Raw genomic sequence first — 26,454 nt, 5'->3', positions numbered from 1 at the left:
CGCACCGCCCCCGCCGGGCAGTGCCGTGGAGGCGCGCGCGTCGGCGGCCACGGCTGGCGGCGGCGGCATGGCGTCGGATCGGGCCCGCACCGCGCTGGCCGCGCGCCTGCGCGCCGGCGGCATCCGCGACGAACGCGTGCTGGGTGCCATCGCCACGGTGCCGCGCCATTTGTTCATGGAGCCGGGGCTGGCCTCGCAGGCCTATGAAGACGCGGCGCTGCCGATCGGGCACCAGCAGACCATTTCCAAGCCTTCGGTCGTGTCCCGCATGATCGAACTGCTGCGCGAGGGCCTGACCCCCGACCAGCCGCTGGCGCGCGTGCTGGAAATCGGCACCGGTTGCGGCTACCAGGCCGCCGTGCTGAGCCTGTGCGCGCAGGAAGTGTTCTCTATCGAGCGTATTCGTCCGCTACACGAACAAGCCAAGGCCAACCTGCGGCCCCTGCGCGTGCCGAACATCCGCCTGCATTACGGCGATGGCATGCTCGGCCTGCCGCAGGCCGCGCCGTTCTCGTCGATCATCCTTGCCGCCGCCGGCATGGAGGTGCCGCAGGCCCTGCTGGAACAACTGGCCATTGGCGGACGTCTGATTGCGCCGGTGGTGACACCTGGCAACGGCGCGCCGGGTCAGACGGTGACGCAGCAGCTGCTGCTGATCGAGCGCCTCAATCGGCATCGATTTCACAGGACCGCGCTTGAAGCCGTTTTCTTTGTGCCTTTAAAATCGGGCACCATCTGAGTCGAACTATGCACAACATCGTGAATCAGAAGAATTTCACACGAGTCGGACAACATCTGAGCATCCTGGCCTGCGCGGCGGTACTGGCCGCCTGCGCCAGTTCGCCGATGCCGGCCCCCGTGGTGGACCGGACTTCCGGCGGCACCACCCAGGCGGCCGCGCCGCTGGAACCGGCACCTCCCGGATACTATCGGGTCAAGCGTGGCGATACCCTTTACCGTATCGCGCTGGAAAATGGCCAGTCGTATCGCGACGTGGCGGCCTGGAACAACATGGCCAACGCGAACCAGATCGAAGTGGGGCAGCTGCTGCGCGTGATGCCGCCGAGCGCCGACGTGAACGCCGCGCCGGGCGTGGCCACCGTGCCGGTGGCGCCGGGAGCGGTGCAATCGCAGCCGATCGACGCCGCGCGCCCGGTGGGCACGCCAATGAGCGCATCTTCCGCCCCGGCGGCGGCCCCCGCGGCCACAGCGCCGGCGGCAGCCGCAGCCGCCAGCGCGGCAGGTGGCGCGTCGGCCCCGGCAGGCGACATTCGCCTGGCTTGGCCCGCGAGCGGGCAATTGATCGGTAAATTTGACGACAAAGGCAACAAGGGTATCGATATTGCTGGTAAGAAAGGCGATCCGGTGCTGGCTGCCGACGAGGGTAGGGTGATTCACGTAGGCCCCTTGCGCGGCTACGGGAATCTTGTCATCATCAAACACAACGACACGTATCTCACCGCCTACGGTCATAACGACAAGGTGCTGGTGGCAGAGCAGTCAACGGTTCGCAAGGGCCAGAAGATTGCCGAAATGGGTAACAGTGATACTGACAGGGTCAAGCTGCACTTCGAGGTTCGCAAGAACGGAAAACCGGTCGATCCGATGCGGTATCTACCGCCACAGTGAGGTTTCATGCCACGCCAGAAAACTGTTTCATCCGGAGTTGTCAGCAGGACCCGTCGTCCCAAGCAGCCGGAAGGAAAGGCTGGTGTGGCAACCCGAGCCGCTGACGCGGGCGACGCCGAAGTCTTCGAGGTCGAACCCGCGTCCGACATGGTGCCGGTGGCCGACGAGCCCATCGCGCCGGTGTCGCGCGGCAGCCTGCGCAATGGCGACCGGAACACTGAACGCAACACCGAACGCAATACCGAGCGTAACGCCGACCTGAGCGCCGACGATTCTGACGACGAGGACGAGGAGTCCGAAGACGAAGAGGAAGAGAGCAGCACCGAAGCTGCGCCGGAGCCCGACGACTTCCGCACCGTCCTGCATACGGAACTGGCTGCCGACACGGTCCAGCACTATCTCAATCGCATCAGTATCAAGCCGCTGCTCTCGGCCCCGGAGGAACTGCATTTCTCCACGCTGGCAAAGGGCGGCGATTTCTCTGCCCGGCAGGTCATGATCGAGCGCAACCTGCGTCTCGTGGTGAGTATTGCCAAGGGCTACCTGAATCGCGGCGTGCCGCTCCTTGACCTGATCGAGGAAGGCAATCTCGGCCTGATGCACGCGATCGAGAAATTCGATCCCTCGCGCGGATTCCGCTTTTCGACATATGCCACCTGGTGGATCCGCCAGAGCATCGAGCGCGCGATCATGAACCAGGCCCGCACCGTGCGGTTGCCGGTGCACGTGATTCGCGAACTCAACCAGGTCCTGCGTGCCAAGCGTCATCTTGAAAAAGGTGGCACCGACGGCCGCGACGCCAGCCTCGAGGACATCGCCCACCTGCTCGGCAAGACGCCGGACGAGGTGCAGGACGTGCTGGCACTCAATGAACATACCACCTCGCTGGATACGCCGTTCGATCTTGACCCGGGTTCGAGCCTGCTCGATTTCCTGTCCGACGAACATAACGCCGCGCCCGATCAGGAAGTGGCCCACCGCGAGCTGGAAAACCTGATGAAGCTCTGGCTGGCACGCCTGTCGGAGAAGCATCGCTATGTGGTGGAGCGCCGTTTCGGGCTCAACCACATCGAGCCGGCCACGCTCGAGGAGCTGGCCGAGGAAATGGGTCTGACCCGCGAACGCGTGCGCCAGATCCAGCAGGAAGCGCTGGTCAAGCTCAAACGGCATTTCGCTTCGCAAGGTGTACGCAAGGACGCCGTTTTATGACCCCTGTGCTGGTATTCGACATCGAGACGATTCCCGATGTCGACGGCCTGCGCCGTTTGCATGACCATCCCGCATCGATGAGCGACGCCGAAGTCGCCGAGCATGCGTTTGCAGCCCGCCGGGAGAAGTCCGGCTCCGATTTCCTGCCGCACTATCTGCAGCGCGTGGCCGCCATTTCGTGCGTGCTGCGTCGTACCCAGCGCGATGGTTCGGCGGTATTCCACGTCGGATCGCTGGGCACGCTCGAGGATGGTGAAGCCACCCTGATCCAGAAATTCTACGAACTGATTGCGCGCTACAGCCCGCAGCTGGTGTCGTGGAACGGTGGCGGGTTCGACCTGCCGGTGCTGCACTATCGTGGCCTGGTCCATGGTGTGGCGGCGCCACGCTACTGGGAAATGGGCGAGGGCCGCGACGACGACAGCCGTGACTTCAAGTGGAACAACTACATCAGCCGCTATCACATGCGGCACCTCGACCTGATGGACCTGCTGGCGATGTACCAGCCGCGCGCCAGCGCGCCGCTTGATGACCTGGCCAAGCTGTGCGGCTTTCCGGGGAAGATGGGCATGGACGGCAGCATGGTCTGGCAGGCATTCCAGCAGGGCAAGCTGAACGAGATCCGCGACTATTGCGAGACCGACGTCGTCAACACGTACCTGATGTACTGCCGGTTCCAGCTGATGCGCGGTGGCCTGACGCCGCGCGAGTTCGACATGGAAGTAGCGCTGATCCAGGAATCGCTGGCCGAGCTGCCGGGCGCGCAGTGGATGGAGTATCTGCGCGCGTTCAAGCTGCAGCCGATGTCGCCCGAGGCCGAGGAAGACGACTGACGGCTCCGCGCGGCCACTGGCGGGCGCCGGCCGTCGGCGGCCGTCAGCGATCCAGGCTCAGGTGGATCGGCTGGTGGTCCGAAGCATCTGTCTTGCCATTGACCTCGCAACGCGTCACGTTGCCCAGCAGGTCTTCCGTCACAAACATGAAATCGCAGGCAAACGGTGGCTCCGGCCACTGCGCCTTGTCGTAGAGCGCGCAGGTCGGCGCATGCGCCTGACCCGGATGCATGTGGCACCAGGCATCTTTCCAGTTCACGGTGGCATCGGTATAGGGCTCGATCACGCGCTTGTACGCCACGTCATCGGGCTTGCTGTTGAAGTCGCCGCAGAGAATGGCCTCGGTCGGGCGCGGCTCGGGTGTAAACGGGCCGGGCTTCTTTTCTGACTTGCCGGGCCGCCGCGCGTGCTCGCACGCCTCCAGGTGCCACTGGCGCAGCGCGTCGGCCTGCGCGGCCCGCTGCAGCTTCGAGTAGAACTCCAGGTGCGTGGTAATGACCCGCAATGGCCTGGCGCCGGCTTCCACGGTAACTTCCAGCGCCACGCGCGGCATCGATGCCACGTCGGGATCGGCGGGCCAGGGCAGTGCATGACGGAAGATTTCGCGCACCGGCAGTCGCGTGGCGATGACATTGCCGAACTGGCGCGGCGTGCCGTCGCCATGGGTGCGGTCCAGGCCCGGGGCAAAGATGACGCGATACCCGGGCAGCAGCGCGGTCAGTTCGGCAACCTGGTCGCGCTGCGGCTGTCCCGCCATGTCCGGAAAGCCGCGTGTGACCTCCTGCAGGCAGATGACATCGGGATCGGTCATATCGCGGATCGTGGAGACAATACGGGCAAGATCCACCTTGCCGTCGGCACCGCGTCCCCATTGGATGTTCCACGAAATCAGTTCCATCGTTTCCTCTTTTCGTCGCTGCGACTTTCATGACGGCGCGATGACTGGACTACAATCGCGCTTTCGCAAAACAATACGTCAGGTCCCTCCGGTGTCTCAAGCCGTCGAATCTTCCAAGCCCGAAATGACGGGCAAGCCGGGTGCCGCGCCCGCCGCATCCGCGACCCCCAGCGATCCCGTTGTCACCATTCACAGCCTCGACATGGAGGCGCGTGGCGTCGGCCGCCTGGAAAACAACGAGGACGGCACCCCCGGCAAGGTCATTTTCGTCGAGGGCGCGCTGCCCGGCGAAACCGTCTCCTACAAGAGCTACCGGCGCAAGCCCAGCTACGAACAGGCGCATCTGGTGGAGGTCAAGCAGGCTTCCGTGATGCGCGTGGAGCCCGGTTGCCAGCACTTTGGCGTGTGTGGCGGCTGCTCGATGCAGCACCTGGACGCGCGCGCGCAGCTGGCTATCAAGCAGCGTGTGCTGGAAGACAATCTCTGGCACCTGTCGAAAGTGAAGCCGGACGTGGTGTTCCGCCCGATCGCCGGCCCGGACTGGGGCTACCGCTACCGGGCACGCCTGACGGTGCGCTACGTCGCCAAGAAGGGCGGGGTGCTGGTGGGATTCCATGAGCGCAAGAGCAGTTACGTGGCGGACATGACGCGCTGCGAGATCCTGCCGCCTAACGTTTCGGCGATGCTTGTGCCGCTGCGCGAACTGGTGACTGGGCTGTCGATCCGGGACCGCATGCCGCAGATCGAGCTGGCTGTCGGCGCCGAGGTCACGGCGCTGGTGCTGCGCATCCTGGAGCCGCTGACCGATGCCGACAAAGACCTGCTGCGCGCCTTTGCGGACAAGCACCAGGTGCAGTTCTGGCTCCAGCCCAAAGGCCCGGATACGGTCTATCCGTTCTATCCGGCCGAGCAGGAGCTGGCCTATACGCTGCCCGAGTTCGGCATTCGCATGCCGTTCAAGCCCACCGATTTCACGCAGGTCAACCACCAGATCAACCGGGTGCTGATCGGCCGCGCGCTGCGCCTGCTGGACGCGCAGCCTGCCGACCGGCTGCTCGACCTGTTCTGCGGTATCGGCAACTTCACGCTGCCGCTGGCCACGCAGGGCGCGTCGGTGATGGGCATCGAAGGCAGCGAAGCGCTGACCACGCGTGCACTGGCCAACGCCGGATACAACGGGCTGGCCGACAAGACGTCGTTTGCCTGCCGCAACCTGTTCGAAGTGACCGCCGAGGATATCGCCGCGCTGGGCCGTTTCGACCGCTGGCTGGTGGATCCGCCGCGCGAAGGCGCGCTGGCCGTCTGCAAGGCGCTGGGCGAACTGCACCAGGCTGGCAGCGACGTGCTGCCGAAGCGGATCGTCTATGTGTCGTGCAGCCCGGCCACGCTGGCGCGCGATGCTGGCCTGCTGGTGCATGAGGCGGGTTATCGGCTGGCTGGCGCGGGTGTGGTGAACATGTTCCCGCATACGTCGCACGTGGAGTCGATCGCCGTATTCGAACGCGATTGACCAGGCAAGGGCGCGGCCGAGGCCGGCCGCGCGCAAAAAAATAGCCGCCCGAGGGCGGCTATTTTCATGACGACGGGGCGACTCAGTCGCGGTTGCCGCCGAAGATACCCAGCAGTGCCAGCAGGTTCACGAAGACGTTGTACACGTCCAGGTAGATTGCCAGCGTGGCGGTGATGTAGTTGGTCTCGCCGCCGTTCACCACGCGCTGCACGTCGATCAAGATGAAGATCGAGAAGATCGCGATCGCGATCACCGACAGCGTGATCATCAGTGCCGGCATCTGCAGCCAGATGTTGGCGATGCCGGCCAGGATCAGCAGGACGACGCCGACGAACAGGAACTTGGCCAGGCCCGAGAAATCGCGCTTGCTGACCGTGGCGATCGAGGCCATTACGCCAAATACCGCCGCGGTGCCGCCGAACGCGTACATGATCAGCGCCGGGCCGTTCGAGTACGACAGCGTCAGGCTCAGGATGCGCGCCAGCATCAGGCCCATGAAGAACGTGAAGGCCAGCAGCAGTACCACGCCCATGCTGCTGTTCTTGGTCTTCTCGATCGCGAACATGAAACCGAACGCGACGGCCAGGAACAGAATGGCCGACATGCCGGGGCTGCCGGCGACCAGGCCGGCGAATCCTGCGGCCACGCCGATCCATGCGCCCAGCACGGTCGGGATCATCGAAATGGCCAGCAGCCAGTAGGTGTTGCGTAGGACCCGGTTGCGGACGGCAACGTCGGTGACGCCCGCAGCACTATTGCCGAATCCGTAAGTATTCAGCTTGTCGTTCATCGTGACTCCTGTCATCAGATCTATGTGAGGCGCCGGAGCAACCCGACGGCACAGCGCCAATGTGGCATCGCGCCTGCGGATTTGCAAGGGGCTTTGTCCACACAATCACCCTTGTCATTAGTTGTTTTCCGAAAACGCAAACATTTGACGAAGGGTTTGCGCCGCCGTTCCCACATTTCAAGAATGTAATGTGATTTAAAAATAACAATCATCGCGGCAATGCCGCATGCCGCAGGTATCGTGGAAGCCATTGGCACGCGTGCTCGAATCCGCCATGCGGTCGTGCTAGAATTGCACGTTTAATCCATTTGTAACCCCTTCATTTTTCGGAGTTTTTCATGGCGATCGAACGCACCCTGTCGATTATCAAGCCGGATGCCGTGGCCAAGAACGTTATCGGCCAGATCTACGCCCGTTTCGAGGCCGCTGGCCTGAAGATCGTTGCTGCCAAGATGGTTCACCTGTCGCGCGGTGAAGCCGAGCAGTTCTACGCAGTGCACAAGGCACGCCCGTTCTTCAAGGACCTGGTGGACTTCATGGTTTCGGGCCCGGTCATCATCCAGGCTCTGGAAGGCGAGAACGCCATCGCCAAGCACCGCGACCTGATGGGTGCCACCGACCCGAAGAAGGCTGAAAAGGGCACGATCCGCGCCGATTTCGCCGACAGCATCGATGCCAACGCCGTTCACGGCTCGGACGCTGCTGAAACGGCTGCCGTGGAAGTGGCTTTCTTCTTCCCGGGCATGAACGTTTACAGCCGCTGATTGTCTTCTGACACTCACGACTGAACCTGTAGTCAAGCTGGAACTGCCGTCATGAACGATCTCGTCAACCTGCTCGACCTCGACGCGGACGCGCTCACCGCCTATTGCGGCGAGCTCGGCGAGAAGCCGTTCCGTGCGCGGCAGCTGCAACGCTGGATCCACCAGTTCGGTGCCAGCCACTTCGACGCCATGTCGGATCTCGCCAAGTCGCTGCGCGAAAAGCTCGCGACTCGGGCGGAGATCCGCTCGCCCGCCATCATCACCGACAACCTGTCGAGCGATGGCACGCGGAAATGGCTGCTCGATGTTGGCGCCGGCAACGCGGTGGAGACGGTGTATATTCCCGAAGACACGCGCGGTACGCTGTGCGTGTCGTCGCAGGCGGGATGCGCCGTCAACTGCCGGTTCTGCTCGACCGGCAAGCAGGGTTTTTCCCGCAACCTGACGACCGGCGAAATCATTGGCCAGCTGTGGATGGCTGAATTCGCCATGCGTGCCCAGCTGGGCCGTGGTCCGAAGGACGACCGTGTCATCTCCAACGTGGTGATGATGGGCATGGGCGAGCCGCTGCTGAACTACGATGCCGTCGTGCCGGCCATGCGCCTGATGCTCGACGACAACGCGTACGGGCTGTCGCGCCGCCGCGTGACGCTGTCCACGTCCGGCGTGGTGCCGATGATGGACCGCCTGTCCAAGGATCTGCCCGTGGCGCTGGCCGTGTCGCTGCATGCGTCGAACGATGCGCTGCGCGATGTGCTCGTGCCGCTGAACCGCAAGTATCCGCTGGCCGACCTGATGGCGGCATGCCGCCGCTACCTGGAATTCGCGCCGCGCGATTTCATTACCTTCGAATATTGCATGCTCGACGGCGTCAACGACACCGTCGAGCATGCGCGGGAACTGCTGAAGCTTGTGGCCGACGTGCCATGCAAGTTCAACCTGATCCCGTTCAACCCGTTCCCGGAATCGGGGCTGAAGCGCTCGAACAACGAGCAGATCCGCCGCTTCGCCCAGGTGTTGATGGATGCGGGCATCGTCACGACGATCCGCAAGACCCGGGGCGACGATATCGACGCCGCCTGCGGGCAATTGGCCGGCGAGGTCATGGATCGTACCCGTCTGGCCGAGCGCGGCAAGTTCGGCAAGATCACGCCACTGGTTCCGGTGGTTGCCGGTACTGCTCGGGAGGCCCGTCCTGCATGACCCGTCTGCTTGTCGCTGCCCTGTCAGGGCTGCTGATGCTGTCCGCCTGCACGCTGCCCACGGGGCCCCAGCAGGACATCAAGACCGCTTCCGACCAGACTGCCGCGGACAAGCGTTCGTCGCTCCGGCTGCGCCTGGCTACCCAGTACCTGGAGGCGCGCCAGTATCCGGTGGCGCTTGACGAGGTCAAGCAGGCAATCAATATCGATCCGTCGAACGCGGACGCCTATCACGTGCGTGCCCTGGTCTACATGGGCATGAACGAGAACGCACTGGCGGAAGACAGCTTCCGTACCGCCCTGAACATGCGGTCGAACGATCCGGACGTGCTGAACAACTACGGCTGGTTCCTGTGCCAGGCCGGCCGGTATGCCGAGGGCAGGGCCACGCTGCAACGCGCGGTGCAGACCCCTTCGGTCAATGGTCCGATCAAGCCGCTGACGAACCTTGGTCTTTGCGAGATGCGTAACGGCAATCTGGCCGAAGCCGAAAAAAATCTGCAAACGGCCTACGGTTATGACCGTAATGATCCGTCAGTGCTCATGAATCTCGCGCAATTGAATTACCAGCGCGGGGACATGGGACAAGCCCGGCAGTTTGCCGGCCGCGTCAACGCGAGCCGCTTTGCCAGCGCGCAATCCCTCTGGCTGGGTGCGCGCATTGCCCACCGCCAGGGCGATACCCAGACGCAGGGCGCGATGATCGCGGAACTGCGTAACCGTTTCCCCGATTCGCGCGAGCTGACCGCATACGAGAGAGGAGCTTGGGATGAATGAAGAAGAGCGCGCCGGTAGCCAGGCCGCAACGCAAGTTGCCGGCGGCGCGACAGACTCCGACCGCGAGGCAGTGGCCCGCGAGATCGGGGCGCAGCTGAAAGAGGGTCGCGAGGCGCAACGCCTGTCACTGGAAGATGTCGGTGCACGCCTGAAGGTGGCGCCGAACAAGCTTGTGGCGATCGAGGCAGGCGATGTGTCGAGCCTGATGGACGTGACGTTTGCCAAGGGTGTGATGCGTGCCTACGCGCGCACGCTCCAGATCGATATCGACAGCCTGCTTGGCCAGTATCACGCGCGGGCGCAGGCCACGCCGGTGACTGGCATTACGCGCCGTCACGAAGGCGCGATCAACCAGGCGTTCGACGACCGCAAGCGCTTCGGCAGCAAGACGGGCGGCGGCGGCGGCCGCTGGATCTGGCTGGTATGCGTGCTGGCATTGGTCGTGGTGGGTGTCTATTTTGGTTACGACCATGCCAAGGCATGGTTCGACGCGCACAGCAAGGCCGCGGCGGAAGCCCCGGCAAGCGACAAGCCGTCCGAAAAGGTTTCGGAAGAAGGCGCCACGCAAAGCAATGGCGACGGCACCGTGACTGCGGCATTGCCGCCGGTGATGGCGGGCAACGATTCGCCGGCACCGTCGGAAGCGGCTCCGGCCGAAGCTGTGGCCAAGGAACCGGCCAAGGCGGAAGTGGCCGAGCCGGCTGCCAGGACATCTCCGGCGCCTGCTCCGGCTGCCACTACGACGGCTGCGACCGCAACGGCTGGCATGCCGCTGGCAACGGGCGGCGCCGTGAATCTGACGCAGGACGCCCCGGCAAAGCCGGCCGCGCCCGCCGTAGCCGTTCCGGCCGTCGCCACGCCTGCTGCAGCAGCGCCTGCCGCGTCGGGCGATAGCGCGGTGCAGATCCGCTTCGTCGCTGACACCTGGTACGAGGTGCGCGACCGCACCGGCAAGGTGATCCTGGGCGGCACGGCCAAGGGCGGCGATGCCGTGACCGGCAGCGGCGCAGGTGGCCCGTACAAGGTCATTCTCGGCAACGTGAAGGGTGTGGAATCGGTGGCGCACAATGGCGCGCCGGTGAACTTCAAGTCTGCCGACCGCAATAATGTGGCGCGCCTGACCCTGCAGTAATGCGGCCGGGCAGCGCAATCAGCCATGCCATTTGAAGGTGGTAACGCAATGCACCAGAATGCTTCCCAACCGGTGATTCCGGGTCCGCTGCCGCGTCGCGTGTCGCGCCAGGCCAGCGTCGTGTGGGGCGACAATATCGTAACGATCGGCGGCGGCGCACCGGTGCGCGTGCAGTCGATGACCAATACGGACACCGTCGACGCGATCGGCACCGCCATCCAGATCAAGGATCTGGCGCGTGCAGGCTCCGAGATCGTCCGTATTACCGTCAACACGCCAGAAGCCGCGGCGGCCGTGCCGGCCGTCCGCGAGCAACTCGATCGCATGGGCGTCAACGTGCCGCTGGTGGGCGATTTCCACTACAACGGCCATACGCTGCTGCACGACTATCCCGAGTGCGCGCAGGCGCTGTCGAAGTACCGGATCAACCCGGGCAACGTAGGCAAGGGCGCCAAGCGCGACAAGCAGTTCGCCGAGATGATCGAAATGGCGTGCCGGTACAACAAGCCGGTGCGCATTGGCGTGAACTGGGGCAGCCTGGACCAGGACCTGCTCGCGCGAGTCATGGACGAGAACGCCAAACGCGCCGAGCCGTGGCCCGCGCAGAGCGTGATGGTGGAAGCGCTGATCACGTCGGCAATCGAGTCGGCGCAGAAGGCCGAGGAAATCGGCCTGGCCGGCAACCAGATCATCCTGTCGTGCAAGGTGTCGCAGGTGCAGGAGCTGGTGGCGGTGTACCGCGAGCTGTCGCGCCGCTGCGAGTATGCGCTGCATCTGGGCCTGACCGAGGCCGGCATGGGCAGCAAGGGCATCGTGGCCTCGACGGCGGCGCTGTCGGTGCTGCTGCAGGAAGGTATCGGCGACACGATCCGTATTTCGCTGACGCCGGAACCGGGCGCGGCGCGCGAGAAGGAAGTCTACGTCGGGCAAGAGATCCTGCAGACGATGGGCCTGCGCAATTTCACCCCGATGGTGATCGCATGCCCGGGCTGCGGCCGGACCACGAGCACGACCTTCCAGGAACTGGCGGCCAGCATCCAGGGCTATCTGCGCGAGCAGATGCCGGTCTGGAAGAACGATTTCCCGGGCGTGGAAGAGATGGATGTGGCCGTGATGGGCTGCATCGTGAACGGCCCCGGCGAAAGCAAGCACGCCAATATCGGCATTTCGCTGCCGGGCTCGGGCGAATCGCCGGCTGCCCCGGTGTTCGTCGACGGCGTGAAGGTCAAGACGCTGCGCGGCGAGAACATTGCCCAGGAATTCCAGGCGATCGTGGACGAATACGTCCGCACGCACTACGGCCCGAACGCAAAGCAGGCAAAACAGGAAGCGGTGGCCTGAGCGCAGCGGCGCCAGGTCAGCACCCGCAGCACCGGTATCACGAAGAGAACAATGAGCGAAGACAAGACGAAGGCCGACAAGGCACTGCAGGGCGTGAAGGGCATGAACGACATGCTGCCCGCCGACGCCCCGCTGTGGGAAATGTTTGAGAATGCCGCGCGCAGCATGCTGCGCGCCTATGGCTATCAGCAGATCCGCACGCCGATCGTCGAGCATACGCAGCTCTTCGTGCGCGGTATCGGCGAGGTGACCGACATCGTCGAGAAGGAAATGTATTCCTTCACCGACGCCCTGAACGGCGAGAACCTGACGCTGCGCCCGGAAGGCACCGCGGCGGCCGTGCGTTCCACGATCGAGCACAACCTGCTGTACGACGGCCCGAAGCGCCTGTGGTACACCGGCCCGATGTTCCGTCACGAAAAGCCGCAGCGTGGCCGTTATCGCCAGTTCCACCAGCTTGGCGCCGAGGCGCTCGGCTTTGCCGGCCCGGACGTGGATGCGGAAATCATCCTGATGTGCCAGCGCCTGTGGGACGACCTGGGCCTGGTTGGCGTACGCCTTGAGTTGAACTCGCTGGGCCAGGCGCACGAGCGCGCCGCGCACCGCGAGGAACTGATCAAGTACCTGGAAGGCTTCAAGGATATCCTCGACGAGGATGGCAAGCGCCGCCTGTACACCAACCCGCTGCGCGTGCTGGATACCAAGAATCCGGCGCTGCAGGAGATGGCCGCGAACGCGCCCAAGCTGATCGACTTCCTGGGCGAGGAATCGCTGGCCCACTTCGAGGGCGTGCAGCGGATCCTGAAGGCGAACAACATTCCCTTCAAGATCAATCCGCGCCTGGTACGCGGGCTGGATTACTACAACCTGACCGTGTTCGAGTGGATCACCGACAAGCTCGGCGCCCAGGGCACGATCGCCGGCGGCGGCCGCTACGATCCGCTGATCCAGCAGATGGGTGGCAAGGCCGCGCCGGCCTGCGGCTGGGCAATGGGTATCGAGCGCATCATCGAACTGCTGCGCGAGGAAAAGCTGGTGCCGGAATCGCAGGGCTGCGACGTGTACATGGTCCACCAGGGCCAGGCCGCCAGCGAGCAGGCGATGATTGCCGGCGAGCGGCTGCGCGATGCGGGCCTGGATGTGGTCTTCCATGCCACGCCGGACGGCAAGAGCGGCAGCTTCAAGTCGCAGATGAAGCGCGCCGACGCAAGTGGCGCATCCTTTGCCGTTATCATTGGCGACGACGAAATCGCCGCCGGTACGGTGCAGGTCAAGCAGCTGCGCAGCGGCAATGCGGCCGAAGGTGGTCCGCAGACCAGCGTGCCGGCCGAGAATGTTGTCGACTTCATCATCGACAGGATGGTCGACGAAATCGAATCGGACGACGAGGACGACGAGCAATAAGCACGCCGTCGGAATCGCGCCGCACGGCCGCTGTCCTGCCAGGAAGCGGCCGTGTCAATTTCAACCAACGCGGGTAACTGCCTCGACATGGCTTACGATCTAGAAGAACAGGAACAGCTTGAGAGCCTCAAGGCCTGGTGGAAACAGTACGGCAACGCCGTCACCTGGGCGCTGATTGTCGCCTTGCTGGCGTTCGCGGGCTGGTCCGGCTGGAACTACTGGCAGCGCAAGCAAGCCGGTGACGCTGCGGTGCTGTACGAGCAGGTAACCAAGGCTGCCGAAGCGCGCGACGCCGAGCGCGTCAAGCGCGCGGCCACCGACCTGGAAGACAAGTTCGGCCGCACTGCCTATGGCCCGATGAGCGCGCTGACCGCAGCCAAGGTGCTGTACGACGCGGGCGACCTGGCCGGTGCCAAGACGCAGCTGCAATGGGCCATCGACCATGGCGGCGACGACTACGCGCCGCTGGCGCGTGTGCGCCTGGCCGGCGTGCTGCTGGACGAAAAGGCCTACGACCAGGGCCTGGCGCTGCTGAAGGATGCGCCTGCGCAATATGAGGCGCTGTTCGCCGATCGCCGTGGCGATCTGCTGGCCGCCCAGGACAAGCGCGACGAAGCGCGCACTGCCTATCGCCGCGCGTTGGAAAAGCTTGGCGCGAGCGAAGGTGGCATGCGCCAGATCATCCAGTTCAAGCTCGACGCGCTGGGCACCGCGTGAGCGGACGGCGGACCCTTTCAAAAAATTCAGGATCGCATCCTATGACGTCATTGCTTCGCACAGCCGCATCCCGTACGCTCGTGGCCGGCACCTGCCTGGGCCTGCTGGCGGGCTGCTCGCTGTTCAGCAAGGAAAACAAGCACCCGCCCACCGAACTGAAGCCGATTTCGGCCACGCTGTCGGTCAAGCAGGCCTGGAAGGCCGACGTGGGCAAGAGCGGCCCGTACGTCATGGCCCCGGTGGTGGCTGGCGATGTGGTGTTCGTGTCGGGCAAGAGCGGCTCGTTGATGGCCATCAACGCCACCAACGGCCAGACCCTCTGGAAGGCGAAGACCGACCTCGACCTGACTTCGGGTCCGGGCTCGGACGGCGACACGACCGCCGTGGCCGGCGAGAAGGGCGCGGTCTACGCGTTCGACAAGAGCGGCAAGCAGATCTGGAAGAAGCAGGTCAATGGCGAGGTCCTGTCGGCGCCGCTGGTCGGCAACGGCCTGGTGGTGGTGCGTACCACCGACACCCGCATCATCGGCCTGGATGCCGGCACGGGCGACCGCCGCTGGATCTACCAGCGTTCGCAGGCGCCTCTGAACCTGCGTGCCGCAATGGGCATGGTGTACGCCGGTGATGGCATCGTCACGGGTTTCCCGGGCGGCAAGCTTGGTGTGCTGGCCCCGGGCAATGGCGTGCTGCGCTGGGAAAGCACGGTGTCGTATCCGAAGGGCGTGTCGGAGATCGAGCGCCTGAACGATGTGACGGGCATGCCCGCCGTCATGGGCCGGCAGGTGTGTGCGACCACGTTCCAGGGCCGTATCGCCTGCCTGGAGCTGACCAACGGACAGCCGCAGTGGGGCAAGGATTTCTCGTCGCCGATGGGTCTGACGCAGGATGACAACTCGCTGTTCGCCAGCGACGAAACGTCGGCGGTGTACTCGTTCGATCGTCAGAACGGCAACGAGCGCTGGAAGAATACGGACCTGCGCTACCGCAGCCTGGGCGCACCGGCGTCCATTGGCCGTTCGGTGGTGATGGGCGACTATGAAGGTTTTGTCCACTTCCTGTCGCGCGAGGACGGCACCGTCCTGGCGCGCATGAAGACGGACGGCAGTGCAATCAGCGCGGCACCGGTGATTGCCGGTCAGACGCTGGTGGTGCAGACCCGCGACGGCGACGTCTACGGTTTCGTGCCGAACTGACCGCCAGGGGCGCCAGCGATGGCGCCAGAATAAAAGCGTGCCAGCGCACGCAAGCCCGCCCATGCCCCTGTCGCATGGGCGGCGCCAATCCGGTAGCATGATCCCTGGTCGTGCCAACATAGCGGGCTGGAACACCGGTTCCTTATCCGCCCCGACAGGAAAAGCGGCCAGCCGTGGACAAACACGGCGGTTGTCGGATCAACATGACTCCGGAATTGCTGGGGACGGCGCGTGCCGGCCCCTGTTTCCATTTATTGAATGAAACCAGTTATCGCACTCGTCGGCCGTCCCAATGTGGGCAAGTCGACGCTATTCAATCGCATGACCCGCTCGCGCGACGCACTCGTCGCCGACTTGCCGGGTCTGACCCGGGACCGCCACTATGGCGAGGGCCGTATCGGCGATCGTCCGTTCATCGTGATCGACACCGGCGGCTTCGAGCCCGTGGCCAAGGACGGCATCGTGGCCGAGATGGCCAAGCAGACGCGCCAGGCCGTGGTGGAAGCGGACGTCGTCATCTTCCTGGTGGATGGCCGCCTGGGCCTCGCGCCGCAGGATCGTGTGATCGCCGACTACCTGCGCAAGACCGGGCGTCGCATCATGCTGGCCGTCAACAAGGCCGAGGGCATGAGGTACACCTCGGTGGCGGCCGACTTCTATGAACTGGGCATGGGCGATCCGTATGCGATCTCGTCCACCCACGGCGACGGCGTGAGCGAACTCGTCGACGAGGCGCTGGAACTGGCCGTGCAGGAGCGCCCGGAGCTGGCCGAGGAGGTCGACGCTGACCAGCGCGGCACCAAGATCGCCATCGTGGGCCGGCCGAACGTGGGCAAGTCCACCCTGGTCAACACGCTGATCGGCGAAGAGCGCGTGATCGCGTTCGACATGCCCGGCACCACGCGCGACGCCATCTATGTGGAGTTCGAGCGCGGTGGCAAGCCCTACACGCTGATCGACACCGCTGGCCTGCGCAAGCGCGGCAAGGTGTTCGAGGCCATCGAGAAGTTCTCGGTGGTCAAGACGCTGCAGTCGATTGCCGATGCCAATGTCGTGGTGCTGCTGCTCGATGCCCAGCAGGACATTTCCGAGCAGGACGCGCATATCGCCGGCTTTATCGTGGAGTCGGGCCGTGCGCTGGTGGTGGGCGTGAACAAGTGGGACGGTCTTGACGGCCATGCGCGCGACCGCGTGAAGCACGATCTGGAGCGCAAGCTGCAGTTCCTGAGCTTCGCCAACGTCCATTACGTATCGGCCAAGGAACGTACCGGAATTGGTGCATTGCTGCGTTCGGTGGACGACGCGTACGCCGCCGCGATGGTCAAGCTGCCGACGCCGCAGCTCACGCGGGTGCTGCAGGAAGCAGTGGAATTCCAGCAGCCCAAGCGCGCCGGGGTATCGCGCCCCAAGATGCGCTACGCGCACCAGGGGGGTTCCAATCCGCCGATCGTGGTCATCCACGGCAACGGGCTGCAGAACGTGACGGACGCGTACAAGCGTTACCTGGAAAACCGCTTCCGTACGGCGTTCAAGCTCAAGGGCACGCCATTGCGCATCGAATTCCGTACGAACAAAAACCCTTACGCCGAATCGAAGGATTGAGCCCAAAAGGTGCCGTTCCTCGTCCGAAGTTTCGTTTGCGTTCGTTTGGAACTGAGGCTAAATTCACGAGTAGCAGGGGAAGCCCTGCGCGTAGATGCCAGCTTGGTACCGTTTTGATCTTTTTTCTGGCGCGTTTTTGCGCCAACTGACTTGAACCGGGGACTTTCGTCCCCATGATCCATCACTAAATCTATAATTTTGGAGTGTGCCATGAGCAACAAAGGGCAATTGCTACAAGACCCGTTCCTGAACGCGCTGCGCAAAGAGCACGTGCCGGTTTCCATCTACCTCGTCAATGGCATCAAGCTGCAAGGCAATATCGAGTCGTTCGACCAGTATGTCGTGCTGCTGCGTAACACCGTGACCCAAATGGTGTACAAGCATGCGATTTCTACCGTCGTGCCTGCGCGCGCGGTCAATTTCCGTGTGGATGATTCCTCCGAGGGCTGATTTTTCCTCGTTTGTGGGCGGCCGCATCCGCATGCGGCCGTCACGCTGCACATTCCCGTCCCAGCTGTTCTCCGGCCTGCGCCGCCAGCGCTGCCCTGACTGGGCGGCACCTTCCAAATCCGGTTCCCCATCAAGCCTGCGTCCGTCTCCGAGCCCAATGGCGATGAGGTGCGACAGCTTGCCGCAGCGCGGCCTGCCATTGTCTTGACAATCGGATCCAACCCCGTTTTCCAACCAATTTTTCCGGCGCTTGGCGTCCACCCGCTTGCAACCCAGAGCTACCTCCCAGACCGATCCTTCGCGCGCGATTCTCGTCGGCGTGGATTTCGGCAAGCATGACTTCCAGGAAAGCCTTTCCGAACTGGCGCTGCTGACCTCCACGGCCGGCTCGTTGCCCGTACACACGCTGACCGGCAAGCGCTCGCGCCCCGATCCGGCGCTGTTCATCGGTTCGGGCAAGGCGGAAGAGCTCAAGGAGGCGGCGGACGCGCTGGACGCCGATGTGGTCGTCTTCAACCACGCGCTGAGCCCCGCCCAGCAACGTAACCTGGAGCGCTTTCTGGGGCGTCACGTGATCGACCGTACCGGCCTGATCCTCGATATCTTCGGCCAGCGTGCGCAAAGCCACGTGGGCAAGGTGCAGGTGGAACTGGCCCAGGTGCAATACCAGGCGTCGCGCCTGGTGCGCGCGTGGAGCCACCTTGAGCGCCAGAAGGGCGGTATCGGCATGCGCGGCGGCCCCGGCGAGCGTCAGCTAGAACTGGACCGCCGGATGCTGGACGACCGCGCCAAGCGGCTCAAGTCCGATCTGGCGCGACTGCAGCGCCAGCACCATACGCAGCGCCGCGCGCGGGCCCGTAACGACACGCTCAGCATTTCGCTGGTGGGCTATACCAACGCGGGCAAGTCGACGCTGTTCAATGCGCTGACCAAGGCCCGCGCCTATGCGGCGGACCAGTTGTTCGCCACGCTCGATACCACGTCGCGCCGGCTGTTTCTCGATGGATTCGGCAACGTGGTGCTGTCCGACACGGTCGGCTTTATCCGCGACCTGCCGACGCAGCTTGTGGCGGCGTTCCGCGCCACGCTGGACGAAACCGTCCATGCCGACCTGCTACTGCACGTGGTGGATGCATCGAGCCCGGTGCGCCACGAGCAGATCGAGCAGGTGAACCGCGTGCTGGCGGAAATCAACGCTTCCGACATCCCGCAGATCGTGGTGATGAACAAGATCGATGCCGCGCCGGAACTGCTGGAGCAGGGCCCGCGCATCGAGCGTAACGAGGAGGGCGTGCCGACACGCGTGTTCATTTCGGCGCGCGACGGGCTGGGCCTCGACGCGCTGCGCGAAGCCGTGGTCGAAGTTGCTCAATGGCTGGCATCGCGGCCCGACGATCCCGCCCCGTACGATCCGCGCCTGGCGGGCATTCCGCCTTCGGCCGGTGACGATGACTGGGACGCCGAAGACCCCCTGGAGGGCCCCGAAAGCGCCCCGGATCGGGGTGCCGACCGCCCAGACTGATAGCCGTTCGCTGCGAATGGCCGCCCGATTGGGGGAATTTGAGCAAAAGTGATCAAGATGGCTGCTAGAATCCCCCTGTTCCAAACTTTCCCGGACCCGTGCCCTACATGCCCCTGTTCCCTCGGAATCCTGACTCGCACTTCGTGCCAGGCAGCCGCGCCGCGCGGTTTGCTCGCTGGCCGCGCCTGCGCGCCATCTTCTCGTTGAACGACCCGCGCTGGGGTCGTAACGGACAGGACGATGAAGACAACAAGGACAAAGGTCGCCAGCAGAACCAGCGTCCGCAGGACGGCCCGCCCGACCTGGACGAGCTGTGGCGCGACTTCAACCGCCGCCTGAACGGCCTGCTGGGCCGCAAGGACAATGGCGGTGGCGGCCAGGGCAATGGTTTTGGCTCGCGCCCGTCGGGCAAGGGCTCCAACGTCGGTATCGGCGTGATCGTCGCGGCCGTGGTCGGCATCTGGCTGGCCAGCGGCTTCTTCATGGTGCAGGAAGGGCAGACCGCCGTGATCCTGCAGTTTGGCAAGTTCAAGTACACCACGGGCCCCGGTATCAACTGGCGCGCGCCGTGGCCGATCCAGTCGGCCGAGGTGGTGAACCTGTCGGCGGTGCGCTCGGTGGAAGTTGGCCGCGCCACGTCGATCAAGGACAGCAACCTCAAGGACTCGTCGATGCTGACGCAGGACGAGAACATCATCGACGTCCGCTTTACGGTGCAGTACGACATCCAGGACGCCAGCGAATTCCTGTTCTTCAACAGGACCGATCGCGGTGGCGACGAAGAGCTGGTGACGCAGGCCGCCGAGACGTCCGTGCGCGAAATCGTCGGCCGCAACAAGATGGATGCGGTGCTGTACGAAAACCGCGAGCAGATCGCCCAGGGTCTGGCCAAGTCGATCCAGTCGATCCTGACGGCCTACAAGACCGGTATCCGGGTGATTTCCGTCAACGTGCAGAGCGTGCAGCCGCCCGAGCAGGTGCAGGCTGCTTTCGATGACGTGAACAAGGCCAGCCAGGATCGCGAACGCGCGATCAGCGAAGGCCAGGCCTATGCCAACGACATCCTGCCGCGTGCCCGCGGCACGGCGGCGCGCCTGAAGGAAGAGTCCGAAGCCTACCGTGCCCGTGTGGTGGCACAGGCCGAGGGTGATGCCGCGCGCTTCCGCTCGGTGCAGACCGAATATGCCAAGGCGCCGCAGGTGACGCGCGACCGAATCTATCTGGAGACCATGCAGCAGATCTACAGCAACACGAACAAGATCCTCGTTGACGCCAAGGCGGGCAACAATCTGCTGTACCTGCCGCTGGACAAGCTGATGTCGCAACTGCCGTCGCAGGCCACTGCGCCGGCGGCGGGCTCCAGCACGCCGGCCACGACCGACACGCCCACGCCGGACATCCGGTCGCGTGAGTCGATGCGCAACCGCGACCGCGACGTTCGCTAAGGAGACCCGTCATGAACCGACTGATTTCCTTTGCCATTGGCCTGTTTATCCTGCTGGCCGTCGTATCGTCGATGCTGTTCGTGGTCGATCAGCGCCAGTATGCCGTGGTCTTTGCCTTCGGCGAGATCAAGCAGGTGGTGCGTGAACCGGGCCTGCATTTCAAGCTGCCGCCGCCGCTGCAGAACGTGGTGTTCATGGATCGTCGCCTGCAGACGATCGACGTGGCCGCCAGTGAGCGTTTCCTGACCGCCGAGAAGAAGTCGATGGTGGTGGACTGGTTCGTCAAATGGCGAATTACCGATCCCCGCAAGTTCTTCGTGGCATTCGCCGGCAACGTCCGTGGCGCCCAGGACCGCATGACGCAGCGTATCGACGCCGTGGCGCGCGAGGAGTTCGGCAAGCGCACCGTGTCCGACGTGGTGGCAGGCGAGCGCGACAAGGTCATGCAGAACATTCGCGTCGGCATGGCCGAATACGCACAGTCCGTGGGCGTCGAAATCCTCGACGTGCGCCTGAAGCGCGTGGACCTGCTGCCCGCGATCAGCGAGTCGGTTTATCGCCGCATGGAAGCCGAGCGCAAGCGCGTTGCCAACGAACTGCGTTCGACGGGCGCCGCCGAAGGTGAGAAAATCCGTGCCGATGCCGACCGTCAGCGCGAGGTGGTACTGGCCGAAGCCTATCGCGATGCCCAGATCGTCAAGGGCGAGGGCGATGCCAAGTCGTCGCAGATCTACGCCGATGCCTTTGGCAAGGATCCCAGCTTCGCGCAGTTCTGGCGCAGCATGGAAGCCTACCGCAACACGTTCCGCGACAAGGGCAACGTGATGGTGCTGGAGCCGAATTCGGACTTCTTCCGCTATATGCGGTCGGCGGGCGGCAACGCGGCGCCGGCTTCCGGTAGCGGCGGCAAGAAGTAGCGCGCACGGCGCGCATCGGGCATCCCGCTCAAAGCGGGGGCCGTGAAACGCAACATTCGACAGAACCCCGGTCCGCCGGGGTTTTGTCCGGCTGGGGGGCTTGCGCCTCGCCGGCCCGGATTTTGATAGAAGAGACCCCCATGTCCAACCGCTGGCTCCTGCCCGAAAACATTGCCGACGTCCTGCCGTCGGAAGCGCGCAAGATTGAAGAACTGCGCCGCCGCATGCTGGACCTGTTCCGCACCTATGGCTATGAGCTGGTCATGCCCCCGATGCTCGAGTACCTGGAGTCGCTGCTGACTGGTACCGGCCATGACCTGGACCTGCGTACGCTGAAGCTGGTGGATCAGCTTTCGGGCCGCACGATGGGCCTGCGTGCCGACATTACGCCGCAGGTGGCGCGTATCGATGCGCACCTGCTGAACCGTCCGGGTGTGACGCGCCTGTGCTACGCGGGCAACGTGCTGCATGCGCGTCCGGCCGGTTTCCACGCCACGCGCGAGCCGATTCAGATTGGTGCCGAGATCTACGGCCATGCGGGCCTGGAAGCCGACGTCGAGATCCAGGAGTTGATGCTGGCTGCCCTGCAGGCCGCCGGGCTGGTCGACATCCGGCTGGACCTGTGCCACGCCGGCATTCTCGAAGCACTGCTGTCGGCGCTGCCGTCAGTGCGCAATATCGAGGATGCGCTGTTTGCGGCACTTGAAACGAAGGATGTGCCGGCCCTGCGTGAACTGACGCAAGGCCTGCCCGACACCGAGCGCAATGCGTTGCTGGCATTGCCGACGCTGTATGGGGGCGTTGAAGTGATCGAACGTGCGCGTGGAACGTTGCCCGCCGACCCGGCCATCGGCCGAGCGCTGGACGAACTGGCCGCTTTGGCTGGACAGGTGCGCGGTGCCAGCGTGAACATCGATCTTTCGGATTTGCGCGGTTACCACTATCACAGCGGCGTGATGTTCACGGCTTATGTTGCAGGCCTGCCGAATTACGTGGCCCGTGGCGGCCGCTACGACAAGGTGGGCGAGGCGTTCGGCCGTGCTCGCCCGGCCACTGGTTTTTCGCTCGATCTGCGCGAAGTGGCAGCCCTGTCGCCGGTAGAAGTCCGTGCGCTGGCCATTTTTGCGCCGTGGGATGCCGATCCCGCGCTCAGTGCGACCATCGCCACGCTGCGCGCGGCGGGCGAGATCGTGATCCAGTCGCTGCCCGGCCATACGCACGAACTCGATGAATTCAACTGCGACCGCCAACTGCAGCGCCAGGGCGATGCCTGGGTCGTAGTCCCGCGTTGATTCGCTGATTTCCACTGCCGGCCGATCCGTGCCGGCGCTTTCCACCTGCTTTCAAATGACGTTTGCTGCCCGTGGCGGCCTGTTATCGCCCGGAATGGACAGCAAACGTCTGTGACACGGACCCGTGAAAACCCGGAACCGTCGAACAACGAGAGTAGAATACGTTTTTAACCTTCTGACCAATTCAACATGTCCGCATCCGCAGTAGGCCAGGGACGCAATGTCGTCGTGATCGGAACCCAGTGGGGTGACGAAGGCAAAGGGAAAATCGTCGATTGGCTTACCGATCATGCAAAAGGCGTGGTGCGGTTCCAGGGCGGCCACAACGCTGGCCACACGCTCATCATCGGCGGCAAGAAGACCATTCTGCGACTGATCCCGTCGGGAATCATGCGCGAAAGCACCGTCTGCTATATCGGCAATGGTGTGGTGCTCTCTCCCGAAGCGCTGTTCCGTGAAATCGAAGAGCTCGAAGGCGCCGGCCTGCAGGTGCAGAACCGCCTGCGCATCTCCGAAGCCGCCACGCTGATCCTGCCGTACCACGTTGCCATCGACAAGGCACGCGAAGCCCGTCGTGGCGCCGCCAAGATCGGCACGACCGGCCGCGGCATCGGCCCGGCTTACGAAGACAAGGTGGCCCGTCGCGCGCTGCGCGTCCAGGACCTGTTCGATCCGAAGCATTTCGCCGAGCGTCTGCGCGAGAACGTCGATTTCCACAACTTCATGCTGACCCAGTACCTGGGCGCCGAAGCCGTGGACTTCCAGCAGATCCTGGACGAGATGCTGGCCTACGCGCCGCGTCTGAAGCCGATGGTGGCCGATGTGTCGGCCGAGCTGTACGCCGTGAACGCGGCCGGCGGCAACCTGATGTTCGAAGGCGCGCAAGGCACGCTGCTGGACGTCGACCATGGCACGTACCCGTTCGTGACGTCGAGCAACTGCGTGGCCGGTGCGGCCGCTGCCGGTGCTGGCGTGGGCCCGGGCCGTCTGAACTACATCCTGGGCATCACCAAGGCGTACTGCACGCGCGTGGGTGCGGGTCCGTTCCCGAGCGAGCTGTACGACAACGACAACCCGGCCCGTCAGGACGCCGTGGGTGTGCGCCTGGCCAACGTCGGCAAGGAATTCGGCTCGGTGACCGGCCGTCCGCGCCGCACGGGCTGGCTCGATGCCGCCGCGCTGAAGCGCTCGGTGCAGATCAATGGTGTGTCGGGCCTGTGCATGACCAAGCTCGACGTGCTGGACGGTCTGGAAACGATCAACCTGTGCGTGGGCTACGAGCTGGACGGCCAGCGCGTGGATATCCTGCCGCGTGGCTCGGATGCCGTGGCGAACTGCAAGCCGATCTACGAGGAATACCCGGGCTGGAACGAGTCGACGTTCGGCGTGAAGACCTGGGAAGCGCTGCCGGAACAGGCGCGCGTGTACCTGAAGCGGGTCGAGGAAGTCGTCGGTATTCCGATCGACATGATCTCGACCGGTCCGGACCGCGACGAAACTATCCTGCTGCGCCATCCGTACCAGGTCGCCTGACGCGACGGAAATATCCGTGAGCATGACCGTGGCGCCATGAGCGCCGCGGCCTCACAAAAGCCATTCGGCCCGCGACATGCGGGCCGATGCTTTATCCACTGGCCAATGATCCGGCCATTAGAAGAAAAGACGCCATGAACCTGCCTGTCAACGACGAAGAGAACCTGTGGGTCTCCTGGGACGAGTACCACCGCCTGATCGCACGCTTGTCGCTGAACGTGCATGAGTCGGGGTGGAAGTTCGACAAGATCCTGTGCCTGGCCCGTGGCGGCCTGCGCGTGGGCGACCAGATGTCGCGTATTTTCGATGTGCCGCTGGCGATCCTGGCGACCAGCTCGTACCGTGAAGCCGCCGGTACGCAGCAGGGCGACCTGGACATCGCGCAATACATCACGATGACCCGTGGCGAACTGTCGGGCAAGATCCTGCTCGTGGACGACCTGGTCGACTCCGGTGTCACGCTGGAGCGCGTGGGCCGTCACCTGAAGGAACGCTACCCGGCCGTGACCGACGTGCGCTCGGCCGTGCTCTGGTACAAGGCCTGCTCGAAGGTGGAGCCCGACTATCACGTGACGTTCCTGCCGTCGAACCCGTGGATCCACCAGCCGTTCGAGGAATACGACACGCTGCGCCCGCACAACCTGGCCGCCTGGCTCAAGCGCGGCAAGCGCGCCAGCCTGCTGGAAGACGACAGCGCTGCGTAAGCGCCGCCTTGTCTGCTCCCCACGCCCGAACGCGGGGGTGGGGAGGCCTTGCCGGGCGGGTAATCAGTACCCAACCGTGAACCGCTCCCGCACGTGCTTCGGCTGCTCGATTTCGTCGAGCATTGCGATCGCATAGTCTTCCATCGAGATCCAGCTCTTGCCATCGGCAGCCGTGAGCAGATCATCGTTCCCCAGACGGAATTTGCCTGTCCGTTCGCCCGGTGTGAACAGGGCCGAAGGCGACAGGAAGGTCCACGCCAGGGCCGTTTCTCCGCGCAATGCGTTGAGGAAATCGCGCCCGGCCGATGCCTCGGCCTTGTAGGCGTCGGGGAAATTTGGCGTATCTACGAGTTGCACGCCGGGTGCCACATAGAGGCTGCCCGCGCCGCCCACCACCAGCAGGCGGTCGACGCCAGCGGCCTTGACCGCGGCCAAGATCTGCGCGGCGCTGGTTTGCAGGAAGCGCACCGTGCTGATGACGACATCGCTGCCGCGCAGTGCAGCGGCCAGTGCCGATGCGTTGGCGACATCCACGTCATGGGCGGTCACGCCTTCGCGCGCGGGCAGTTTGGATGCCTGGCGGGCGAGGGCGGTCACGGTATGGCCACGGCGCAGGGCTTCGTCGGTCAGGCGGCTGCCCACGTTGCCCGTGGCGCCAATGATGGCGATCTTCATGATGGATTCCTTTTGGCTAGGTGGATGTGAAACCAAGTTGGTTACATATCGAGGTAAAAAAATCAGCGCTTGCGGCGCCGGGCGGCATGCTCGACCTCGCCGAGCATGCTGGCAATCGTGATCTCCGCGAGCGAGGCGTCCATGGCAGCTTGTGCGCGATCGGCCACCACCTGCAGGGCGCCCGTGATCTCGCGGCCCACCATGCACGCCGGATTCGGCGCGCTTTGGTGCAGCGTGATCAGCGCCGTGGTCTCGGTGGCACGGAAGACGTCGAGCAGCGTGATGTCTGACGCAGCCCGCGCCAGTGTCGCGCCGCCGGTGCTACCCATCGTCGTCGTCACAAAGCCCGCTTCGGTCAGCGTGCCGATCATGCGGCGGATCAGCGCCGGGTTGGTGCCTACGCTGCCAGCGATCATCGACGACGGGACCGGGCCCTCAGCCTGCGCGAGCAGGGTGAGAATATGGACGGCGACGGCAAACCGGCTGCTGGTGCTCATGCGGAAATCTCAATGTGAAACCATCATAGTTACAGATCGGCCCACCGTCAATCGGTGAGTTGAATGGGGAGGCCACTCTATTTTTCGCGATGGATGTGGCGAAGATGGCGAGATAATGCCGGAATCGGCACTGAAACTGATACACTCATCCACGGCTCCAAGTCAGAAAAGAGCCACGGACAAAGGCAACAGGCAAGAGGGAGAGAATTTGAAGGATTCAGCAGCAGAAAACAAAAAACCCGCAACTCACGTTGCGGGTTCCTTGCTGAATCTTGGTGCCCAGGAGAGGACTCGAACCTCCACAGTGTTGCCACCGCTAGGACCTGAACCTAGTGCGTCTACCAATTCCGCCACCTGGGCAGGTGTCGAAACAACCGAAGCGGCCATTATAGCGACCGTCAAACGTTTGTCAAATAGT

Annotated in this window: 25 protein-coding genes and 1 tRNA gene; 21 read left to right on the top strand and 5 right to left on the bottom strand. The window is 64.1% G+C overall.

The genetic code is table 11. The annotated features are described in order from the left end of the window. From A9J21_RS08420 to A9J21_RS08405, 4 genes are all read left to right on the top strand, one after another. Nucleotides 1-739 (top strand): protein-L-isoaspartate(D-aspartate) O-methyltransferase (locus A9J21_RS08420; RefSeq protein WP_066733912.1); only part of this gene is annotated, 739 nt, incomplete at its 5' end. 8 nt (nt 740-747) lie between these two features. Next, nucleotides 748-1,629: a peptidoglycan DD-metalloendopeptidase family protein gene (locus A9J21_RS08415; RefSeq protein WP_066733858.1), complete on the top strand. Its 882-nt coding sequence runs from the start codon at nt 748-750 to the stop codon at nt 1,627-1,629. Between the two features lie 6 nt (nt 1,630-1,635). Then, complete coding sequence (gene rpoS / locus A9J21_RS08410) at nt 1,636-2,838, top strand: RNA polymerase sigma factor RpoS (RefSeq protein ID WP_066733856.1); 1,203 nt, start codon at nt 1,636-1,638, stop codon at nt 2,836-2,838. Continuing rightward, nucleotides 2,835-3,671: a 3'-5' exonuclease gene (locus A9J21_RS08405; protein WP_066733853.1), complete on the top strand. Its 837-nt coding sequence runs from the start codon at nt 2,835-2,837 to the stop codon at nt 3,669-3,671. The genes rpoS and A9J21_RS08405 overlap by 4 nt, the downstream gene beginning before the upstream one ends. Before the next feature lie 43 nt (nt 3,672-3,714). On the opposite strand, the gene A9J21_RS08400 is transcribed toward A9J21_RS08405, so the two are convergent. Continuing rightward, nucleotides 3,715-4,569, bottom strand: coding sequence for an endonuclease/exonuclease/phosphatase family protein (locus A9J21_RS08400; RefSeq protein ID WP_066733844.1), 855 nt, complete (start codon nt 4,567-4,569; stop codon nt 3,715-3,717). 124 nt (nt 4,570-4,693) lie between these two features. On the opposite strand from A9J21_RS08400, the gene rlmD reads away from it, so the two are divergent. Continuing rightward, nucleotides 4,694-6,079 carry a 23S rRNA (uracil(1939)-C(5))-methyltransferase RlmD gene (gene rlmD, locus A9J21_RS08395; RefSeq protein ID WP_066733841.1) on the top strand — a complete coding sequence of 462 codons (1,386 nt, stop codon included), beginning with the start codon at nt 4,694-4,696 and terminating at the stop codon, nt 6,077-6,079. Between the two features lie 82 nt (nt 6,080-6,161). Here rlmD and A9J21_RS08390 read toward each other — a convergent pair whose 3' ends face one another. Then, entirely contained in the window at nt 6,162-6,869 is a 708-nt protein-coding gene (locus tag A9J21_RS08390; protein ID WP_066733836.1) for a Bax inhibitor-1/YccA family protein, read from the bottom strand. A gap of 338 nt (nt 6,870-7,207) precedes the next feature. On the opposite strand from A9J21_RS08390, the gene ndk reads away from it, so the two are divergent. From ndk to A9J21_RS08310, 16 genes are all read left to right on the top strand, one after another. Then, nucleotides 7,208-7,633, top strand: a complete 426-nt coding sequence (ndk, locus tag A9J21_RS08385) for a nucleoside-diphosphate kinase (protein ID WP_066733833.1) — start codon at nt 7,208-7,210, stop codon at nt 7,631-7,633. Between the two features lie 51 nt (nt 7,634-7,684). Then, nucleotides 7,685-8,836: a 23S rRNA (adenine(2503)-C(2))-methyltransferase RlmN gene (gene rlmN / locus A9J21_RS08380; protein ID WP_066733830.1), complete on the top strand. Its 1,152-nt coding sequence runs from the start codon at nt 7,685-7,687 to the stop codon at nt 8,834-8,836. Further along, the gene (gene pilW / locus A9J21_RS08375; RefSeq protein WP_066733827.1) at nt 8,833-9,612 is read left to right on the top strand and encodes a type IV pilus biogenesis/stability protein PilW; all 780 of its coding nucleotides are present in this window, start codon (nt 8,833-8,835) and stop codon (nt 9,610-9,612) included. The genes rlmN and pilW overlap by 4 nt, the downstream gene beginning before the upstream one ends. Beyond that, nucleotides 9,605-10,744 carry a RodZ domain-containing protein gene (locus A9J21_RS08370; RefSeq protein WP_066733824.1) on the top strand — a complete coding sequence of 380 codons (1,140 nt, stop codon included), beginning with the start codon at nt 9,605-9,607 and terminating at the stop codon, nt 10,742-10,744. Before pilW ends, A9J21_RS08370 begins: the two co-directional genes overlap by 8 nt. A 48-nt stretch (nt 10,745-10,792) precedes the next feature. Then, nucleotides 10,793-12,085 carry a flavodoxin-dependent (E)-4-hydroxy-3-methylbut-2-enyl-diphosphate synthase gene (ispG, locus tag A9J21_RS08365; RefSeq protein WP_066733817.1) on the top strand — a complete coding sequence of 431 codons (1,293 nt, stop codon included), beginning with the start codon at nt 10,793-10,795 and terminating at the stop codon, nt 12,083-12,085. Between the two features lie 51 nt (nt 12,086-12,136). Next, a complete protein-coding gene (hisS, locus tag A9J21_RS08360; RefSeq protein ID WP_066733814.1) occupies nt 12,137-13,489 on the top strand; it encodes a histidine--tRNA ligase in 1,353 nt (450 codons plus the stop codon). An 87-nt stretch (nt 13,490-13,576) separates the two neighbouring features. After that, nucleotides 13,577-14,206, top strand: a complete 630-nt coding sequence (locus tag A9J21_RS08355) for a tetratricopeptide repeat protein (RefSeq protein ID WP_066733811.1) — start codon at nt 13,577-13,579, stop codon at nt 14,204-14,206. Nucleotides 14,207-14,247: 41 nt separating this feature from the next. After that, nucleotides 14,248-15,399 (top strand): outer membrane protein assembly factor BamB, encoded by a 1,152-nt coding sequence (bamB, locus tag A9J21_RS08350; RefSeq protein ID WP_066733808.1) that lies wholly within the window; start codon nt 14,248-14,250, stop codon nt 15,397-15,399. A 258-nt stretch (nt 15,400-15,657) separates the two neighbouring features. Continuing rightward, entirely contained in the window at nt 15,658-17,001 is a 1,344-nt protein-coding gene (gene der / locus A9J21_RS08345) for a ribosome biogenesis GTPase Der (protein ID WP_066733806.1), read from the top strand. A gap of 210 nt (nt 17,002-17,211) precedes the next feature. After that, nucleotides 17,212-17,451 (top strand): RNA chaperone Hfq, encoded by a 240-nt coding sequence (gene hfq / locus A9J21_RS08340; RefSeq protein ID WP_066733804.1) that lies wholly within the window; start codon nt 17,212-17,214, stop codon nt 17,449-17,451. A gap of 265 nt (nt 17,452-17,716) precedes the next feature. Continuing rightward, complete coding sequence (gene hflX / locus A9J21_RS08335; protein WP_066733802.1) at nt 17,717-18,973, top strand: GTPase HflX; 1,257 nt, start codon at nt 17,717-17,719, stop codon at nt 18,971-18,973. 107 nt (nt 18,974-19,080) lie between these two features. Beyond that, nucleotides 19,081-20,418: an FtsH protease activity modulator HflK gene (hflK, locus tag A9J21_RS08330; protein ID WP_066733799.1), complete on the top strand. Its 1,338-nt coding sequence runs from the start codon at nt 19,081-19,083 to the stop codon at nt 20,416-20,418. Between the two features lie 11 nt (nt 20,419-20,429). After that, on the top strand, nt 20,430-21,335 hold the full coding sequence (gene hflC, locus A9J21_RS08325; protein ID WP_066733797.1) for a protease modulator HflC: 906 nt from the start codon (nt 20,430-20,432) through the stop codon (nt 21,333-21,335). Between the two features lie 140 nt (nt 21,336-21,475). Further along, nucleotides 21,476-22,627 carry an ATP phosphoribosyltransferase regulatory subunit gene (locus tag A9J21_RS08320; protein ID WP_066733794.1) on the top strand — a complete coding sequence of 384 codons (1,152 nt, stop codon included), beginning with the start codon at nt 21,476-21,478 and terminating at the stop codon, nt 22,625-22,627. A gap of 189 nt (nt 22,628-22,816) precedes the next feature. Further along, nucleotides 22,817-24,160, top strand: a complete 1,344-nt coding sequence (locus A9J21_RS08315) for an adenylosuccinate synthase (protein ID WP_066733792.1) — start codon at nt 22,817-22,819, stop codon at nt 24,158-24,160. 134 nt (nt 24,161-24,294) lie between these two features. Next, a complete protein-coding gene (locus tag A9J21_RS08310) occupies nt 24,295-24,864 on the top strand; it encodes a phosphoribosyltransferase (RefSeq protein ID WP_066733789.1) in 570 nt (189 codons plus the stop codon). Nucleotides 24,865-24,927: 63 nt separating this feature from the next. On the opposite strand, the gene A9J21_RS08305 is transcribed toward A9J21_RS08310, so the two are convergent. From A9J21_RS08305 to A9J21_RS08295, 3 genes are all read right to left on the bottom strand, one after another. Next, a complete protein-coding gene (locus tag A9J21_RS08305; RefSeq protein ID WP_066733786.1) occupies nt 24,928-25,539 on the bottom strand; it encodes an NAD(P)-dependent oxidoreductase in 612 nt (203 codons plus the stop codon). A 62-nt stretch (nt 25,540-25,601) separates the two neighbouring features. Then, nucleotides 25,602-26,036, bottom strand: a complete 435-nt coding sequence (locus A9J21_RS08300; RefSeq protein WP_066733783.1) for an Rrf2 family transcriptional regulator — start codon at nt 26,034-26,036, stop codon at nt 25,602-25,604. Between the two features lie 273 nt (nt 26,037-26,309). Then, nucleotides 26,310-26,396, bottom strand: a tRNA-Leu gene (locus A9J21_RS08295). Between the last annotated feature and the right edge of the window lie 58 nt (nt 26,397-26,454).

This window comes from Cupriavidus sp. D384 (assembly GCF_001652915.1).
Taxonomy (GTDB): domain Bacteria; phylum Pseudomonadota; class Gammaproteobacteria; order Burkholderiales; family Burkholderiaceae; genus Cupriavidus.
Note: the sequence above shows the minus strand (reverse complement) of the source record. Positions and strands in the feature narration are given on the sequence as shown.

Excerpts from the sequence above, each read along its gene's own strand:
- A9J21_RS08415 (WP_066733858.1), top strand. The coding sequence starts at position 748 with ATGCACAACATCGTGAATCAGAAGAATTTCACACGAGTCGGACAACAT.
- rpoS (WP_066733856.1), top strand. The coding sequence starts at position 1,636 with ATGCCACGCCAGAAAACTGTTTCATCCGGAGTTGTCAGCAGGACCCGT.
- A9J21_RS08405 (WP_066733853.1), top strand. The coding sequence starts at position 2,835 with ATGACCCCTGTGCTGGTATTCGACATCGAGACGATTCCCGATGTCGAC.
- A9J21_RS08400 (WP_066733844.1), bottom strand. The coding sequence starts at position 4,569 with ATGGAACTGATTTCGTGGAACATCCAATGGGGACGCGGTGCCGACGGC.
- rlmD (WP_066733841.1), top strand. The coding sequence starts at position 4,694 with ATGACGGGCAAGCCGGGTGCCGCGCCCGCCGCATCCGCGACCCCCAGC.
- A9J21_RS08390 (WP_066733836.1), bottom strand. The coding sequence starts at position 6,869 with ATGAACGACAAGCTGAATACTTACGGATTCGGCAATAGTGCTGCGGGC.
- ndk (WP_066733833.1), top strand. The coding sequence starts at position 7,208 with ATGGCGATCGAACGCACCCTGTCGATTATCAAGCCGGATGCCGTGGCC.
- rlmN (WP_066733830.1), top strand. The coding sequence starts at position 7,685 with ATGAACGATCTCGTCAACCTGCTCGACCTCGACGCGGACGCGCTCACC.
- pilW (WP_066733827.1), top strand. The coding sequence starts at position 8,833 with ATGACCCGTCTGCTTGTCGCTGCCCTGTCAGGGCTGCTGATGCTGTCC.
- A9J21_RS08370 (WP_066733824.1), top strand. The coding sequence starts at position 9,605 with ATGAATGAAGAAGAGCGCGCCGGTAGCCAGGCCGCAACGCAAGTTGCC.
- ispG (WP_066733817.1), top strand. The coding sequence starts at position 10,793 with ATGCACCAGAATGCTTCCCAACCGGTGATTCCGGGTCCGCTGCCGCGT.
- hisS (WP_066733814.1), top strand. The coding sequence starts at position 12,137 with ATGAGCGAAGACAAGACGAAGGCCGACAAGGCACTGCAGGGCGTGAAG.
- A9J21_RS08355 (WP_066733811.1), top strand. The coding sequence starts at position 13,577 with ATGGCTTACGATCTAGAAGAACAGGAACAGCTTGAGAGCCTCAAGGCC.
- bamB (WP_066733808.1), top strand. The coding sequence starts at position 14,248 with ATGACGTCATTGCTTCGCACAGCCGCATCCCGTACGCTCGTGGCCGGC.
- der (WP_066733806.1), top strand. The coding sequence starts at position 15,658 with ATGAAACCAGTTATCGCACTCGTCGGCCGTCCCAATGTGGGCAAGTCG.
- hfq (WP_066733804.1), top strand. The coding sequence starts at position 17,212 with ATGAGCAACAAAGGGCAATTGCTACAAGACCCGTTCCTGAACGCGCTG.
- hflK (WP_066733799.1), top strand. The coding sequence starts at position 19,081 with ATGCCCCTGTTCCCTCGGAATCCTGACTCGCACTTCGTGCCAGGCAGC.
- hflC (WP_066733797.1), top strand. The coding sequence starts at position 20,430 with ATGAACCGACTGATTTCCTTTGCCATTGGCCTGTTTATCCTGCTGGCC.
- A9J21_RS08320 (WP_066733794.1), top strand. The coding sequence starts at position 21,476 with ATGTCCAACCGCTGGCTCCTGCCCGAAAACATTGCCGACGTCCTGCCG.
- A9J21_RS08315 (WP_066733792.1), top strand. The coding sequence starts at position 22,817 with ATGTCCGCATCCGCAGTAGGCCAGGGACGCAATGTCGTCGTGATCGGA.
- A9J21_RS08310 (WP_066733789.1), top strand. The coding sequence starts at position 24,295 with ATGAACCTGCCTGTCAACGACGAAGAGAACCTGTGGGTCTCCTGGGAC.
- A9J21_RS08305 (WP_066733786.1), bottom strand. The coding sequence starts at position 25,539 with ATGAAGATCGCCATCATTGGCGCCACGGGCAACGTGGGCAGCCGCCTG.
- A9J21_RS08300 (WP_066733783.1), bottom strand. The coding sequence starts at position 26,036 with ATGAGCACCAGCAGCCGGTTTGCCGTCGCCGTCCATATTCTCACCCTG.